This window comes from Marinobacter sp. AC-23 (assembly GCF_001858325.1).
Taxonomy (GTDB): Bacteria; Pseudomonadota; Gammaproteobacteria; order Pseudomonadales; family Oleiphilaceae; genus Marinobacter.
This window is the reverse complement of record NZ_MBPP01000032.1, coordinates 40458-56549: the sequence shown is the minus strand read 5'-3', so window position 1 is coordinate 56549 and position 16092 is coordinate 40458. Positions and strand designations below refer to the sequence as shown.

At 53.2% G+C, this 16092-nt stretch carries 13 protein-coding genes and 1 pseudogene; 10 read left to right on the top strand and 4 right to left on the bottom strand.

Features of this window, described 5'->3' with window-relative positions; translation table 11 throughout:
- The first annotated feature begins 39 nt into the window (after positions 1–39).
- The 7 genes from BCA33_RS11465 (at position 40) to BCA33_RS11435 (ending at position 9398) form a co-directional block, all read left to right on the top strand.
- Positions 40–2139 carry a 3-hydroxyacyl-CoA dehydrogenase NAD-binding domain-containing protein gene (locus BCA33_RS11465; RefSeq protein ID WP_071265951.1) on the top strand — a complete coding sequence of 700 codons (2100 nt, stop codon included), beginning with the start codon at positions 40–42 and terminating at the stop codon, positions 2137–2139.
- A 192-nt stretch (positions 2140–2331) separates the two neighbouring features.
- A complete protein-coding gene (locus BCA33_RS11460) occupies positions 2332–3096 on the top strand; it encodes an IclR family transcriptional regulator C-terminal domain-containing protein (protein WP_071265949.1) in 765 nt (254 codons plus the stop codon).
- 324 nt (positions 3097–3420) lie between these two features.
- Entirely contained in the window at positions 3421–4401 is a 981-nt protein-coding gene (locus BCA33_RS11455) for a tripartite tricarboxylate transporter substrate binding protein (RefSeq protein WP_254774348.1), read from the top strand.
- 82 nt (positions 4402–4483) lie between these two features.
- Complete coding sequence (locus BCA33_RS11450) at positions 4484–5020, top strand: tripartite tricarboxylate transporter TctB family protein (RefSeq protein ID WP_071265945.1); 537 nt, start codon at positions 4484–4486, stop codon at positions 5018–5020.
- An 82-nt stretch (positions 5021–5102) separates the two neighbouring features.
- Entirely contained in the window at positions 5103–6584 is a 1482-nt protein-coding gene (locus tag BCA33_RS11445; RefSeq protein WP_071265943.1) for a tripartite tricarboxylate transporter permease, read from the top strand.
- Between the two features lie 404 nt (positions 6585–6988).
- On the top strand, positions 6989–7768 hold the full coding sequence (locus tag BCA33_RS11440) for an IclR family transcriptional regulator C-terminal domain-containing protein (protein WP_071265941.1): 780 nt from the start codon (positions 6989–6991) through the stop codon (positions 7766–7768).
- 310 nt (positions 7769–8078) lie between these two features.
- Positions 8079–9398 carry a DEAD/DEAH box helicase gene (locus BCA33_RS11435; RefSeq protein ID WP_071265939.1) on the top strand — a complete coding sequence of 440 codons (1320 nt, stop codon included), beginning with the start codon at positions 8079–8081 and terminating at the stop codon, positions 9396–9398.
- 69 nt (positions 9399–9467) lie between these two features.
- Here BCA33_RS11435 and BCA33_RS11430 read toward each other — a convergent pair whose 3' ends face one another.
- The gene (locus BCA33_RS11430; RefSeq protein WP_071265937.1) at positions 9468–10127 is read right to left on the bottom strand and encodes an OmpW family protein; all 660 of its coding nucleotides are present in this window, start codon (positions 10125–10127) and stop codon (positions 9468–9470) included.
- Between the two features lie 157 nt (positions 10128–10284).
- Positions 10285–10755, bottom strand: coding sequence for a helix-turn-helix domain-containing protein (locus BCA33_RS11425; RefSeq protein ID WP_071265935.1), 471 nt, complete (start codon positions 10753–10755; stop codon positions 10285–10287).
- A gap of 85 nt (positions 10756–10840) precedes the next feature.
- Between BCA33_RS11425 and BCA33_RS11420 the strand changes: the two genes are divergently transcribed.
- From BCA33_RS11420 to BCA33_RS11410, 3 genes are all read left to right on the top strand, one after another.
- Positions 10841–11953 (top strand): NADH:flavin oxidoreductase, encoded by a 1113-nt coding sequence (locus BCA33_RS11420; RefSeq protein ID WP_071265933.1) that lies wholly within the window; start codon positions 10841–10843, stop codon positions 11951–11953.
- Between the two features lie 100 nt (positions 11954–12053).
- The gene (gene bamE, locus BCA33_RS11415; protein ID WP_071265931.1) at positions 12054–12362 is read left to right on the top strand and encodes an outer membrane protein assembly factor BamE; all 309 of its coding nucleotides are present in this window, start codon (positions 12054–12056) and stop codon (positions 12360–12362) included.
- Positions 12363–12449: 87 nt separating this feature from the next.
- Positions 12450–12989 carry a hypothetical protein gene (locus BCA33_RS11410; protein ID WP_071265929.1) on the top strand — a complete coding sequence of 180 codons (540 nt, stop codon included), beginning with the start codon at positions 12450–12452 and terminating at the stop codon, positions 12987–12989.
- 73 nt (positions 12990–13062) lie between these two features.
- Here BCA33_RS11410 and pntB read toward each other — a convergent pair.
- Together pntB and BCA33_RS11400 are read right to left on the bottom strand one after the other, a co-directional pair.
- Positions 13063–14459, bottom strand: a pseudogene (gene pntB / locus BCA33_RS11405) (Re/Si-specific NAD(P)(+) transhydrogenase subunit beta).
- 13 nt (positions 14460–14472) lie between these two features.
- Entirely contained in the window at positions 14473–16050 is a 1578-nt protein-coding gene (locus BCA33_RS11400; RefSeq protein WP_071265927.1) for a Re/Si-specific NAD(P)(+) transhydrogenase subunit alpha, read from the bottom strand.
- Positions 16051–16092: the final 42 nt, after the last annotated feature.

Sequence of the window (16092 nt, the reverse complement as noted above, 5' to 3'; positions counted from 1 at the left end):
GCGGCGCTTGCCATTTTACCCCACAGGAGAGCCTTATTTATGTTGGTTTCTTATCATCGAGTCGACGAGCTGGGTGTTATTACGATCAATAATCCGCCGGTGAACGCGCTTTCTCACGGTGTTCGTAATGGCCTGCTGGAGGCCATCACCAAGGCGCAGGCAGACGATTCCCAAGCCGTTGTTATTCTGTGCGAAGGACGTACTTTTGTTGCCGGGTCGGATATCAGTGAATTCGGTAAGCCGATCGAAGCCCCCTCTTTGCCCCAGGTAAATGCGGCGATTGAGGCCTCGGAAAAGCCGGTGATTGCCGCCATCCATGGCACAGCTCTGGGCGGTGGTTTTGAACTGACGCTGAGTTGTCATTACCGCTGTGCGCTGGCATCGGCGACGGTCGGGCTGCCCGAAGTGACGCTTGGGCTGATACCTGGCGCCGGTGGTACCCAGCGGGTACCCCGATTGATTGGTGCACAGGCGGCTCTGGATATGATGACCGGCGGGCAGAAAATTACCGCCCGGAAGGCTCTGTCACTAGGGCTGATCGACCGAATCCTTGAGGAACCTGTTGAAGAGGCGGCGCTGGCGTATGCCCGTGAGCTGGTAGCCGGTGGCACGGGGCCTCGGCGCATCCGGGATATGTCGATTCCGGCAGACAGCTTTGATGGCGAAGCCTTTGCGGCCTATCGCTCCATGCTTGGTAAGCGCAAGCGGGGGCAGGAATCGCCCCAGATAATCGTCGACTGTGTTGAGGCCGCTATGGCGAAGCCGTTCGATGAAGGCTTGGTGTATGAGCGCGCCTGTTTCGTCGAGCGTACACAGTCAGAGCAATCGGCTGCGTTACGGCACATTTTCTTTGCCGAGCGTCAGGCACCGAAGGTTCTGGGGCTGAACAAAACCACTGTGCCGCGAAGTATTGAACGGGTGGCAGTGATTGGTGGCGGCACCATGGGCGGCGGGATTGCGATGTCGTTTGCCAATGCAGGTATCCCCGTGACTCTGCTGGAACTCAATCAGGATGGTTTGGACGCGGGCTTGACGCTGATTGGCAAGAATTACGGGATCACTGTTAGCAAAGGCAAGCTGTCACAGGAACAAGCGGCCGCGCGTCAGGCGTTGATTTCGGGCACCACCGATTATGAAGCCCTGGCCAGTGCCGATCTGGTGATTGAGGCGGTGTTTGAAAGTATGGATGTGAAACGACAGGTGTTTGGCCATTTGGATCAGGTCTGCAAAGCCGGTGCGATTCTGGCGTCCAACACCTCGTATCTGGATATCGACGAGATTGCGGCGGTGACCTCACGTCCTCAGGATGTGGTGGGGCTGCATTTCTTCAGTCCAGCGAACGTTATGCGATTGCTGGAAGTTGTTCGTGCCGATAAGACCGCTGACGACGTTATCGCCACCGCCATGGCCCTGGGCAAACGCATGGGCAAGGTGCCGGTGCTGGCAGGGGTCTGTTTCGGGTTCATTGGCAATCGGATGCTGCGGCAGTATGCGCGCGAAGCCCAGCTTTGCATGATTGAGGGCGCTGAGCCTGAGCAAGTTGATGGTGTGCTGACCTACTTTGGTATGGCCATGGGCCCCTTGGCAGTGGGTGATCTGTCAGGGCTGGATATTGGCTACAAGTCGCGACAGGCACTGACGGTTGCACAAAAGGGCGATCCTCGCAGCTATGTGATCGCTGACACACTGGTTGAAATGGGGCGGCTGGGCCAAAAAACCGGTGCCGGCTATTACCGTTATGACCCGAAAACCCGTGCCCGCTCTACTGACCCTGAAGTACTTGCGGTCATCGAAGAACAAGCGAGTAAGTATGGCGTGAAGCGCCGCGAGTTGAGCGATGAGGAAATCATTGATCGGCACCTGATGGCGTTGATCAATGAAGGCTTCCGCATTCTTGAAGAAGGCATTGCCCAGCGCCCGAGTGATATCGACGCGGTTTACGTGCATGGCTATGGCTTCCCTTCTTATCGGGGTGGGCCGATGTTCTACGCAAGTCGTCGCGGCCTGAAAGCGGTGTATGAATGCGTAGAGAATCTTTATAACCGCACCGGTGAAGCCCATTGGAGCCCCGCACCCTTGTTGACAAAGCTTGTTGAGAGCAACCAGACACTTGAAGACTGGATGGCCAACAAAGGCTGAGCTTTAAGCTGTTATCTAAACCACTAAACAAGGGCCGGAACGTAGATTCCGGCCCTTGTGGTTTGGTGTGTGAAGCTGGCTTGCATAGCCCATTCCTCACTGTCATTATCCACTATCCGAAAAAAATGGCCGATTATCGAACGGCTGACGATGTTTATACTGTGGGGATAAATTAGGGTGGGTCACCAGAATATGGATGCTGCTAGTCTAGACAAGGAGTTTTTGTCCACGTTTGCGCGCGGGCTTGAGGTAATAAGATCCTTTGACACTGATACGCCCTCGATGAGCCTGTCGACGCTGGCGCAAAAAAACAATCTATCCAGAGCTTCAGCGCGTCGTTTTTTGCTTACCTTACAGAAGCTGGGCTATGTGTCGCAGGATGACAAAAAATTCCGTTTGACGGCCAAGGTTCTTGAGCTGGGGTATCCCTATCTGGCATCTCTGAATTTCACTGAGACCATTACGCCCTTTATGGAGCAAGTTTCCTATAAGCTTGAGGAATCCTGCTCCGCTTTGGTGCTTGATGGGGCCAACGTTGTTTACGTGGCCCGAATCCCTCGTCGTGGCCTGATCCCCATCAATCTCCAAATTGGCGCCCGCTTGCCAGCTTACGCGACGTCCGGTGGACGAGTTTTGCTGGCTGCGCTTCAGGAGCCGGAGTTGGAAAATCTGTTGGAGAAAACGTGCTTTGAAAAGCTGACGGCTTACACCATGGGGCCGGATGAGCTAAGGGCAGAGCTGAGCAAGATACGCTTAGATGGCTACGCTATTGTGGATCAGGAGTTGGAGCTGGGTATGAGAGCGCTAGCGGTGCCTGTGCTAGACCGTAGTGGAACAGCAAAATTCGCGCTTAACTCCAGTAGCCATGTCAGTACGGTGTCTATGGATCGGATCATTCAAGAGTATGTGCCCATTATGCAGGAGGCCGCGCGGAAAATTACCGAAGTTTTGCCCTGACATCGGGTTTATCAAAGGTACGGCTGCTCCTGAGGGGAAAGTCGTACTCAGTTTTTCTGTTTGCTGTCTCCATCCCTGGAATCACCTCCCCTTCTTGAGTCGTAAGTTATAAGCAAGCGCCATGTTTTGGTGTTGGTGCATATTTACGATGGCCTCTCTTTGTTAGTTTTTCCCCTTTGTCAAAATGCGGAGTCTGAAGGGAGAAAAATCTTGCACCTTCCCAATGAATATGTTAGATTACGTACCCGCGCAATATGCGAACATATGTTCGATAAGCGAACCAGATAATCAAGGAATAGGGTAACTACAAAAATGATGAAACTAATGAAGACTCGTGTGAAGGGTCGTATTTTATGCGCCTTAGCCGCTGTATCACTGACCTATGGTGGGCTGGTACAGGCTGATGAGTGGCCGGAAGACAACATTCGCTTAGTGGTTCCCTATTCTGCGGGTGGTACCACGGATCTACTGTCTCGGAAGATGGCAGACCTGCTGCAAAAAGAGCTCACAACTGTTGTTGTTGAGAACCGCCCTGGTGCCGGCTCTACTATCGCGACGGCTCAACTGGCACGCGGTGGACGCGGTTCAGACCATATGCTGCTGATGGCCTCGCCTGGCCATACTATTGGTGCATCGATTTATCCAAGTTTGCGTTACGACCCGTTGGAAGACTTCGCCTTTGTACGGAATATGATCAATATTCCAAACGTTATGGTAGTGCCAAGCAGCAGCCCTTATACCACTGTGGCTGAGTTTATAGAGGCAGCTCGTACGCAAGAGTTTTCATTCAGCTCGCCGGGAATTGGTAGTTCTATTCACATGTCGGGCGAACTGTTCAAAAGCATGACCGACAGCAATCTGGTTCATGTGCCTTTCCGTGGTTCCGGTGAGGCTCTTCCGGCTCTGCTGTCTGGTGACGTGGATGTGGCCTTCGAAAACATGCCTACGGTTTACCCCCATATTAAGTCGGGTAAGCTCCGAGCGCTGGCGGTAACTTCACCGACGGAGTCCGAGTTTTTGCCGGGTGTTCCCACGCTTCAAGAAGCGGGTAAAGAGTATGGGCTTGAGACCTATGAAACTTATGCATGGTTTGGCTTCATTGCTCATAAGTCCTTCCCGGCAGAAGCCATGGTGAAGCTGCAAGCGGCTTTGGATAATGTTATGGCGAGTGAAGAGTTTAAAAAGTTCCTGCCGCAGTTTGGTGCAGAAGCTGGAACCGTTGTGGGTGAAGATTTTCGTGAGTTTGTTCAGAAAGACCTGGAGAAATGGTCTGATGTCGCGGAAAAGGCAAATCTGAAACGTTAATAGCGGCTGTGTTCAGGGCGGGGCTTGTCCATGAGATTGCCCGCTCTTTTATTTGAATCAGATCGGCACACAGGGCCTAATCATGGAAACTTCTGAAAAGCAATTCGTCGAGGCCAGCGAGGCCCATTATGGGCGATGGAACCCCAATTCGGTTCTGGGGGGCGTTTTTTCAATTTTGGCAGTGAGTTTTCTATTTTACGTCATACCTCGTTATATCGAGATGCCGTTTTCTATGCAGCATCCGCTACTCTCACCGCAGTTTCTTCCCCAGCTGGCGGGTTGGTTAGTATTTGTACTGTCGGCTCTTCTGATGGTTGACGGTTTGATCAATCCACCGAAGCGAGGGGAGCCAGAAGAGCTTCGACGCGGTGTTCCTGTCATGCGCCAGGTTCTGATGCTGGCCGCAGGTATCGTTTATGCATTCTTCTTTGAGCAACTGGGAGCTATCGGCAGCGGTATTTTCGCCTGTGTTTTGCTGTTCCTGGCCAGCGGACTTCGCAGTATCTGGTTGTATGCATTGACGATTATCTTTCCAGTGGTCGTAACTCTATTGTTTATCTACTTGCTTAATGTCCCTCTTCCTGTCGGAACACTTTGGGAGTCGTTCTTCCAGATCTGAGCTGCGTGGCTGATTGAGAGAAGCGCACACAGAAACAAGGTTTCCGTCTGTTATCAGACAATACGTTTTTGGGTTACTCAAAATGGAAAATTTTTCAGAAGTCATGGCTCTTTTCCTGAGCGTCGATAACTTCCTTGCCATTGCCGTGGGCGTTATCGTCGGTGTCGTTGTTGGTGCAATTCCAGGGTTAACGGCAACCATGGCAGTGGCGTTGGCTTTGCCGTTTACATTTTCAATGGAGCCGGTGACGGCTATTCTGCTACTGGTTGGTATTTATAAAGGGGGCATGTACGGTGGTTCAATCACCGCTATTCTGATTCGCACACCAGGATCCCCGGCGTCGGCCTGTACGCTGCTGGATGGCTATCCCATGGCGCAGCAGGGCAAAGCAAAAAAGGCGTTGAAAACGGCCCTGTATTCATCCGTGGTGGCGGACATGATCTCCAACGTCGCGCTGATTTTTTTCGCCTCCTATCTCGCAAAAATTGCGCTGAACTTTGGTCCCCCTGAGTATTTCTGGCTTATCTGTTTCTCGTTGACCATCATTGTCTCTGTCTCCGGTGATTCGGTTATCAAGGGGCTGATTGGAGCTAGTCTGGGTATTATTGTTTCAACTGTTGGCCTGGATGCGGTATATGGAACTCAGCGGCTGACGTTTGACGACTATAATCTGATGGACAGGGTCTCGTTCATCCCTTTGCTGATTGGTTTGTTCGCTATTCCCGAGGTTATTGAGTTTTATACCTCAAAGGTGGCTCCCCACATTCGTACCGCCGTCAGCGGCGCATCGTTGACCTGGAAAGAGTTTAAAGGACTCTTGAAAACCATTGTTCGCGGCAGTCTAATCGGCGTTATTATCGGCGCGATTCCCGGTACTGGTGCAACTTCAGCGGCGTTCATCTCATACAGCGAAGCCAAACGCACGTCACCTCGTAAAGCCAACTTTGGTAAAGGTGAGATTGAAGGTGTTGCTGCGGCAGAGTCTGGTAACAACGGTGTGGCTGGTGCGACGTTGATTCCACTGTTATCCCTGGGTATTCCGGGAGATGTGATCACGGCCATTATTTTGGGCGCATTCATGATTCACGGCCTGACGCCTGGCCCAGTTTTGTTCCAGGAAAATCTGACGCTGGTCTACGCATTGTTTTGTGGGATTATGGTCAGCTCTTTCGTGCTGGTGTTCGTTGGTAATGCAGCCATTCGTTATTTTTCCATCATCGCCGATATTCCCAAAACCATACTGTTGCCCATCGTATTGATGTTCTGTATTTACGGAGCCTATGCGGTCAACAACAGTACCTTTGATATTGGCTTGATGCTGGTATTCGGTATTATGGGATTTATCTTCAATCGAACGGGTATCGCAGCGGCGCCCTTCTTGATCGGCTTTATTCTAGGGCCTATGTTTGAAGACAACTTGAGACGGACCATACTTATCAGTAAGGGGGATCTTTCGATTTTCGTTCGTGGCCCTATTACCTGGGTTTTCATTCTGCTTACTGTCGCTTCGCTGCTGTTTGCGATTCGTCGCTACTGGATGTCCAGGAAAGAGGCGATGGCGTAAGTCGGTTGGAGTGATCAGAACCTAACAAAGTGTGAGCGCACTTACTGTTGTTACCAACGAACCCCGGTATATCCGGGGTTCGTTGTGTTTGAAACTTATAAAAATCTTGTTCTAGACACGCTCGACGCTGGCGGTGGCCGTACCTAGAACCTTGGCCATGGGCTTGGGATTATATTGTTTCACCGCTTCACGGAGAGAGAGAAATTCAGCCATCGAAGTATCTCCAATTTGCTCTTTAATGTTCGGTATGTGAGCATATATTTTATATGCGAACATGAATTGCTTGGTTCGTTTTGTATCGTCAAGAACAAATGTGCAGTTGATATGACGGCCATCCCGATGATCGTAGTCCGAACAGTCTGATATTATGTAAGCCCGCCGTGTGAAAAGCTGAAGGAGTCAATATGGACGAAACAAGTCTTAAGCCCGGAGACCGTGATTTCGTGGGTGCACTGGCTTCGGGGTTGCAAGTTTTGCAGGCTTTTGATGCTGAACATCCGCGAATGACCTTGAGCGAGGTAGCCGCCCGTGTAGACGTGGATCGTGCCAAGGCCAGACGTTTTGTGTTGACCTTGCATGCACTGGGGTTTGTGAAACGGATCGGACGCCAGTTTGAGCTGACGCCCCGGGTGTTACAGCTAGGTTATGCTTATCAGTCCTCAAATCAGTATCGCGCGGTGATTGAACAATACCTCGAAGAGATCACGGCGGAGCTGGGGGAGTCTTCCTCGCTGGCGGTACTTGATGGTGATGAGGTGGTTTATGTGGTCCGCTCGTCGGCCCGTCATCGGTTGATGGCCATCACGCTCTCCGTAGGTACGCGGCTGCCGGCGGCTTATACCTCTATGGGAAGAGTTTTACTGAGCCAGTTATCGGAGCAGGCATTGGAGAACACCCTGGAGGGCGTGGAGCTGAAGGCTTTTACGGCATCCTCAATCACGAATGTTGCAGCGCTAAAAAAGGAAATTCTAAAGGTCCGGACTCAGGGGTTTGCTATTGTCGACCAGGAGCTGGATTCCGGCCTGCGCTCAGTTGCTGTGCCGGTATACGCGGGCAACCAGGTGTTACTCGGTGCACTTAACATCAGCACAAATTCCACCCGGGTCGATATGGGTATGCTGATGGGCGTCTATTTACCACGTTTGCAGAGCGTCGCTAAGAAGGTGCAGCTGATTGCCCAGTGATCGTGATGATTACGGCGATAAACGCTGCAACCTAAGTTTTCTTGGGTTCCTTTCGTGCTCGTACCACTATAATTCCTTATAGCTAATTGCTGAGGCCTCTGTTACTGTTCGCGCCATCCTGCCTCTAAGGATTCTGCAGTTTCCGGCTTACAGCCGTGTTGCGAACCATCCATACGACCTGTCAGAGGACGTCACCCCGATTATCGGCGCGTGACTGTAGTCGTCTTTTATTCCATGAATCTTCATGCATCTGCCCGCATTCGCCGAGAACGGTGTTCGTGGAGGCAGAACAATCAAGAGTTAATCATATATGAGTTTTTCTTCACTCGGTTTGTCCGAGCAACTGGTCCGTGCAACTACCGACCAGGGTTATGAAATCCCGTCTCCCATTCAGCTTCAGGCTATTCCTGCCGTACTTTCTGGCAAGGATGTTATGGCTGCAGCCCAGACGGGTACAGGCAAAACAGCCGGCTTTACACTGCCATTGCTGCAGCGCCTGGCTGAGAACCCCCGCACAGGTAAAGGTCCCCGCGTACTGATTTTGGCGCCGACACGGGAGCTGGCCGCGCAGGTTCACGACAGCGTAAACCTTTACAGTAAATACGTTCCTACCAAGGCCGCTGTGGTTTTTGGTGGTGTGAAAATCAATCCGCAGATGATGAAGCTGCGCAAAGGCGTTGACGTACTGGTTGCAACACCAGGCCGCCTCATGGATCTGTACCAGCAGAACGCTGTGCGCTTCAACGAAGTGGAAATTCTGGTGTTGGACGAAGCCGACCGTATGCTGGATATGGGCTTTATTCGCGATATCCGTAAAATTCTGGACTTGTTGCCAGCGAAGCGTCAGAACCTGTTGTTCTCAGCAACCTTCTCCGGTGAGATTCGTGCGCTGGCTCAAGGCTTGCTGAATAACCCCGTGCAGATTGATGTGGCAGTGAGAAACACTACCGCTGAGAGCGTGAAGCAGTCGGTGTACTCGGTTGATCAGAGCCAGAAAACCGCTCTGTTGAGCAAGTTGGTGCGTGATAACAGCTGGGAGCAGGTGTTGGTGTTTACCCGCACTAAGCACGGTGCTAACCGCCTGACTCAGAAGCTTGAAAAAGACGGCATTACCGCAGCAGCCATACACGGAAATAAATCTCAAGGTGCTCGCACCCGGGCACTGGCAGATTTCAAACAGGGCCAGGTACGAGTGCTGGTTGCCACTGATATCGCGGCCCGAGGCCTGGACATCAAGCAATTGCCCCAGGTGGTTAACTTTGAACTGCCAAACGTGCCGGAAGACTACGTGCACCGCATCGGGCGTACCGGTCGGGCGGGCGAGAGTGGCCATGCGTTGTCGCTGGTAAGCGCTGATGAACTGAAGATGTTGGTCGGTATTGAAAAGCTGATTAAGAAGCAGCTGCCCCGCAAGGAAGTAGAAGGTTTTGAGCCCACGAACAATCTGGCGCTCAAGCCCAAAGCCAAGGCGGATCCGAGCAAGGCTCGAAATCGTAGCGGTGGAAATGGCAATGGCCGCCCTGGTGGCAAGCCTCGCAGCTTTGGCGACAAGCCTGGCGGGCGCAGTGGTGGCCGCAGTCAGGGTGGCAATGGCCAACGTGGACGTTCAAGTCAAAGCCAGGATGCCTGAAGCCTTTTAGGCCCCAGGTAACTGATTAAACAATGCGGAGCCTCGGCTCCGCATTGTTGTTTTCGGGTATCAGAATTTGTAAGTGAAGCCTACCATGTAGACCATCGGGTCGATTTCAACGTCGAATTCATCCAGAGTTTGCACTTTTGCTGTGGTGTCTATGTCTGCCCACCACACTGCGGCATTCAAGCCGAAGTTTTCGCTGAGCATGTAGTCCAGGCCAATTTCAGCGGCCACGCCTACGCTGTCATCCAGTTCGATATCCAGACCGGAAAGCGCGCCCGTTGTTTTCTCTTCAAAAAAGGTCGTGTAGTTAACGCCCACGCCTACGAAAGGCTGCAGTGCTGAAGAGCTGTGCATTGGGAAATACTGCAGTGTCAGTGTTGGTGGCAGGTGCTTGGTTTCAGCAAGCTTGCCGGCAGCCGCAAGATCTCCGGCACCGGTGATGTTGTGCTTGAACGGGGTCGCACCCAGCAGGCCCAAACCTATGTTGCTTGTGAACATATAAGTTGCACGAATACCGAGCTGCGTGTTCGTATCTACCGCCACACGTGCGTCGGATCCCAGCGCAGGTAGCCCGCCAACAGTAATTGCATCACTGGAATCATCCGGCGCCACATGCACAGCACCTGCGCGCAGAATAAAATCACCGGCTTCGAAAGCCTGGGCCGCGGGCGCAATGGCCATAACGGCAGCTGCCATAACGCTGAGTTTGAACGTACGGGACATATCCATCTCCTTAACCTGAATCGTTGTTGTGATCAGATTAAAGGTCGCGGAGATAAGAAACTTGATATAGCGCAATAAGCGCCAACAGATGATTTGTGTTAACACGCCAGATTGACGCAACTCAAGAAAGGGGCTGGGAACGTATATTTGCTGGTTGTCAGGCGGAGTCTTTTTTGCTGCCGGGCATAGGTTCTTTAGATACAAACACATCCCGCACAGTGACTGGCTCACCTTCTGCATTCTGTACTTGAACCGGCTGAATAGATTGCCCGGTTACCCTGTCTCGCAGATCTAACGGAGCCTCGTCTGGCGACGGGTTCCACTTGTCGCCCCATTGGCGCAGGGCAATCACTACGGGGAACAGGTCCCGGCCTTTTTCGGTAAGCCGGTATTCGAAGCGCGAGCCGTGTTCGCCCACCTCAACTCTCTTCAACACACCGTTATCCACCAGCCGTGCCAGACGATCGCACAGGATGTTTTTGGCGATACCCAGCTCCTGTTGAAAATCCACAAAGCGCCGGGTGCCGTACATGGCGTGCAGCACAATCAGTAGGGACCACCAGTCGCCTACCTGGTTCAGGGCGCGGGCAACGGAGCAATTGGAGTCGTCAAAACGTTTTCTAGCCATACGTTGAAGTGTACATAATAGAGTTGCATATTAAAACCAGATTAAATAGAGTTGCGTTAAGAGACCAAATTAGGAGTAGCAACTAATGACCATGAACCTGGGCCCAATGTTTCAACCTTTCGACATGCACAACCTGACGCTTCGCAACCGCGTTGCCATGGCGCCTATGACCCGGAACTTTTCGCCCAAGGGTGTCCCTGGTGAAAACGTCGTTGCCTATTACCGGCGCCGGGCCGAGGCTGGCGTAGGCCTGATCATTACTGAAGGCACCACGGTGAATCATCCTGCGGCCAGTGGTTACCCCGATGTGCCTGCGTTTCACGGTACCGATGCACTGGAGGGATGGAAACACGTAGTGGATGCTGTGCACGAAGCTGGCGGGGCTATTTTCCCGCAGCTTTGGCACGTGGGTTCGGTGCGCAAGGCAGGGACAGGGCTGGACACATCGGTTCCCGGTTACAGTCCATCTGGTTTGTTCGCCCCGGGTAAGCCAAACGGCAAGGCCATGAGCAAAGAAGACATCAGCGATGTTGTAACTGCATTTGCCGATGCGGCACAGGACGCAAAAGCCCTGGGTTTTGATGGCGTAGAGATTCATGGCGCCCACGGTTATTTGCTTGATCAGTTCTTGTGGGAAGGCACGAACCAGAGGGATGATGAGTACGGCGGCAGCATGGAAAACCGACTGCGCTTTGTGGTGGAAATTGTGGAAGCAATTCGCCACCGGGTGGGTCCGGAGTTTCCCATCATGCTGCGCTTCTCTCAGTGGAAGCAGCAGGATTACAGCGCAAAATTGGTCAACAGCCCGGAAGAGCTCGAGCAGTTTCTCAAGCCGCTGGTTGAAGCCGGTGTGGATATTTTTCACGCCTCAACCCGGCGCTTCTGGGAGCCGGAGTTTGAGGGGTCTAACCTCAACCTCGCGGGCTGGACTCAAAAGTTGTCTGGCAAGCCCACCATGTCGGTTGGCAGCGTGGGTCTGACCGAGGATTTCATCAGCGGCACGATGGCCAGCAAGCAAGAGGCGGTTGAGCAGTTTGGTATCGACGAGTTGGTAGAGCGCATGAACAACCATGAGTTCGAACTGATTGCTGTGGGCCGGGCGCTGCTTCAGGATCCTGAATGGCTCACCAAAATGAAGGAAGGACGGCTAGGCGAAGTAGACGATTTTGCCCGCAAATCGCTCACCAAGCTTTACTGAGCCTGGGTAGAGTATTTCCTCTCTGTAACAGCACACCCCCACTGCCTACGGGTATGATGGGGGTGTTTTTTTATATAAAGAATTCACAGGAGGGACAGCAATGTCTTTGAAGAACAGTCTTTCAGTATTAATGCTTGCAAGCCTGCTGGCTTTTTCCGGTTGTGCGACCGTAGGTAAGGATTTTTCCACGCACAATGTTGACCAGATTACGGTTGATGAAACCACCCGGGCCGAGATTCAGAAAATGTTTGGTGAGCCTTGGCGCACAGGTGTTGAAGATGGAAAGCGCACCTGGACCTATGGCAAATACCGCTGGTCAGCCTTCGGCGATGCGGAAACCACCGATCTGGTTGTGCGCTTCAATCCCGACGGCACGGTCTCTTCCTACGTTTATAACACCACTGAGTAAATATCAGACTACGTAAAGTCGGAGATTTTGAACTAGATTGTTATTATGGGGAACGCTTTATCACTTGACGATAGAGGGGGAAACATCATGATACGCTTGTTCTATCTAGTATCTTCAATTGACAGTGCAAAGGGTATCTCCGACGACTTGCACGAGCACGGCATCACCAATTGGCGCTTCCATATTTTCAGCAAGGATGAGGCCGGGCTTTATACCCACCAGCTTCACTCTGCCTCGATTGTGGATCGCACGGATCTACCCCGCTATGTGGAGCGGGGTGCCATCATCGGCTTTATTCTGGCGCTCGCTTTCCTGCTTCCGTTGGCACTGTTGAATATTTTAGACATGCCCGCAGCTGCCTGGATAGCTCTGTTTATCTTTGTGGTAGTTGCAGGGGGCTGGGTCGCTGGCTTCGGTGGTATTCAGAATGAAAACTACCGGATCAAGCCCTTTCACGATGATATTGAAGCAGGTAAGTATTTGATTATGGTGGATGCGCCTAAAAATCACATTTCCACGGTCAAGGAACTGGTGGCGAAGAACCATCCTGAGGCGGTTCTGCAGGGTCAGGATTCCAGTTTCAATAATCCGTTTGCCGGCAAGCGTAGCCGGGTTCGGCAGGCGTAACTGGCGGCAGGTCTTTCTTGGGCCGGTAACAGGAACACACCGGTTGTGGTCCTGTTATCGGCCCAAGAAGTAATCAGTCCCGCAAACCTGCTAGCAGCTTATCAATGCTTTCCTTGGCGTCTCCGAAAAGCATGCGTGAGTTGTCTTTGAAGAACAGTGGGTTTTCCACGCCGGAATAGCCTGTTGCCATACCTCGTTTTAGAATGACCACGTGCCGCGCCTTCCAAACCTCTAGCACCGGCATGCCGGCAATGGGGCTGCCCGGGTCTTCTGCTGCTGCCGGATTCACTGTGTCGTTGGCACCGATAACCAGCACGACATCTGTGCTCGGGAAGTCTGCGTTAATTTCGTCCATCTCCAGAACGATGTCGTAGGCACATGGGCTTCTGCCAGAAGCACGTTCATGTGCCCAGGCAGTCGACCGGCAACCGGGTGAATGCCAAAACGCACAGTTACACCGCGTTCCCGAAGCAGTTTGGTCATATCGCTGACGCCACTTTGGGCTTGCGCTACGGCCATGCCGTAACCCGGCACGATAATCACCGAATCGGCGTTGCGCAGTTCCTCGCATACTTCGTCTGCACTGGTCTCCAGAGCGACCTGGTCGTCAGAACCCACTGCGGCAGAACTGCTGCTGGTTTGGCCAAAGCCGCCAAGGATAACGCTGATAAACGACCGGTTCATGGCCTTGCACATGATGTAACTGAGGATGGCGCCGCTGCTGCCCACCAACGCGCCGGTTACGATCAGCAGGTCGTTGCCTAACATGAAGCCGATCGAGGCCGCCGCCCAGCCGGAGTAACTGTTGAGCATGGAGACCACCACTGGCATGTCCGCACCGCCAATGGCCATAATCAGGTGAATGCCCAATACGGCGGCAACGACGGTCATCAGCACCAAGGCAAGTATGCCCAGCGCCATGCTGTCAGTGCCCAGGAACCAGGCGCCCAGTAGCACGGATACTGCCAGAGCGGCCAGGTTCATTAGGTGCCGGCCGGGCAGGGTGAGGGCTTTACTGTCGATTCGGCCATCAAGCTTGCCGCAGGCTATCAGTGACCCGGTGAACGTGATGGCACCAATGAAGATACCCACAAACACTTCCACCAGTTTAATGGTGTGCTCAGCACCCGTGGTGTGGGTGAGCGGATCTATGTAACCAGAAAAGCCCACCAGCACCGCGGCCAGACCCACAAAGCTGTGCAGCAAGGCCACCAGTTGAGGCATTTGGGTCATTTCAACCTTATTGGCGATGGCGACACCAATACTGGCCCCCACCAACACTGCGATCACAATGGCAACGAGGCCACTGTCACTGACACTGGCCATGGTAGCCACCAGTGCGATGAGAATGCCGGCAACCCCATAAAGATTGCCTCTGCGTGCGGATTCCTGGTGGCTCAGGCCTCCAAGACTGAAAATAAACAATACGCTGGCCACTACGTAGGCCACACTAACGAGTCCTGTACCCATGGGGGATCGCCTCCTATCTGCGGAACATTTTAAGCATGCGATGGGTGACCCGGAAGCCGCCCCCTACGTTGATGCTGGCAATCAGCACCGCCATAAACGCCATGATCCCAACCGCGACGCTGTCTGCTTGGGCCAAGTGCAATATGGCACCAATTACGATTATGCCGCTGATGGCGTTGGTTACACTCATCAAGGGCGTATGCAGTGAGGCTGTTACGTTCCAAACGACCTGCCAACCAATGAAACAGGCCAGCACAAACACGGTGAAGTGGCGTAGAAAACTCTCCGGTGCGTAAGCGCCAACGCCGTAGAGCGCTGCGATGGTGAGAATGAGCGCAGCACCCTTGCCAATAAGGCTGCGGCGCTCAGATTCCTTGCGTGCAGCTGCTTTTTGCTCGGCAGAGGGCTCTTCAGTGCCTGGAGCCGGCTTGGGGCTAACCGGGGTCTCTGGCTGTGGTGGTGGCCAGGTTACGTCATTATTTTGCACAACCGTAAGGCCACGGATAACGTCGTCTTCCATGTTCACCTTCGGCTGGCCGTCTTTCTCGGGCGTCAGCTCGGTTACCAGGTGGAACAGGTTGGTGGCGTACAGATCACTGGCTACCTTGGCCATGCGGCTGGGCAGGTCTGTGTAACCAATGAGCGTGACGTCGTGCTGATTCACGATCTTGCCAGGCTCAGTGAGCTCGCAGTTACCGCCGCGCTCGGATGCCAGATCGACAATCACACTGCCTGGCTTCATGGATTTCACCATGTCTGCCGTAATCAATTTCGGGGCTGGCTTGCCGGGAATCAGGGCGGTGGTGATGATGATATCCACCTCTTTGGCCTGTTCCGCGAACAGGGCCATTTCTGCCTTGATGAACTCGTCGCTCATCTGTTTGGCATATCCGCCGGTGCCACTGCCTTCTTCTTCATCAAAATCCAGCTGAAGAAATTCGGCACCCATGCTTTCAATTTGTTCTTTCACTTCCAGCCGGGTGTCAAATGCCCGAACAATGGCTCCCAGGCTGTTTGCCGCTCCTACCGCTGCAAGCCCGGCGACGCCAGCGCCTATGACCATTACCTTGGCTGGTGGCACCTTGCCGGCTGCAGTCATCTGGCCGGTGAAAAAACGCCCGAAGTGATTGGCAGCTTCCACTACCGCGCGGTACCCGGCGATGTTGGCCATGGCGCTCAGCGCATCCATTTTTTGCGCGCGGCTGATCCGCGGCAAGCTGTCGATGGCAAACGTGGTAATGTTTCGAGCTGCAAGGTTTTTCAAGAGCTCTGGGTTTTGGCCGGGCCAAATATAACTGGCCAGGAAAGCCCCTTCCTTCATCAGGTCAGCTTCGTGCTTGTCCAGCGCTGCGTTGTGCATGGGTGCGCGAACTTTCAGAATGAAATCGGCTTCGCTCCATAGTGAGTGGGTGTCTGCCGCGATGGTGGCGCCAACGTGTTCGTAGGCTTCATCGCGATAGTGCGCGGCTTCGCCTGCGCCGGCCTCAATAACGACCTCATAGCCCAGAGCAATAAGTTTGTGGACGGAGGGGGGTGTTGCTGCAACCCGCCGTTCGTCGGTAAAAATTTCCTTCGGAATGCCAATCTTCATGACGCAAACGCCCTCTGTTTGAACCAATGAAACGAATAGGGG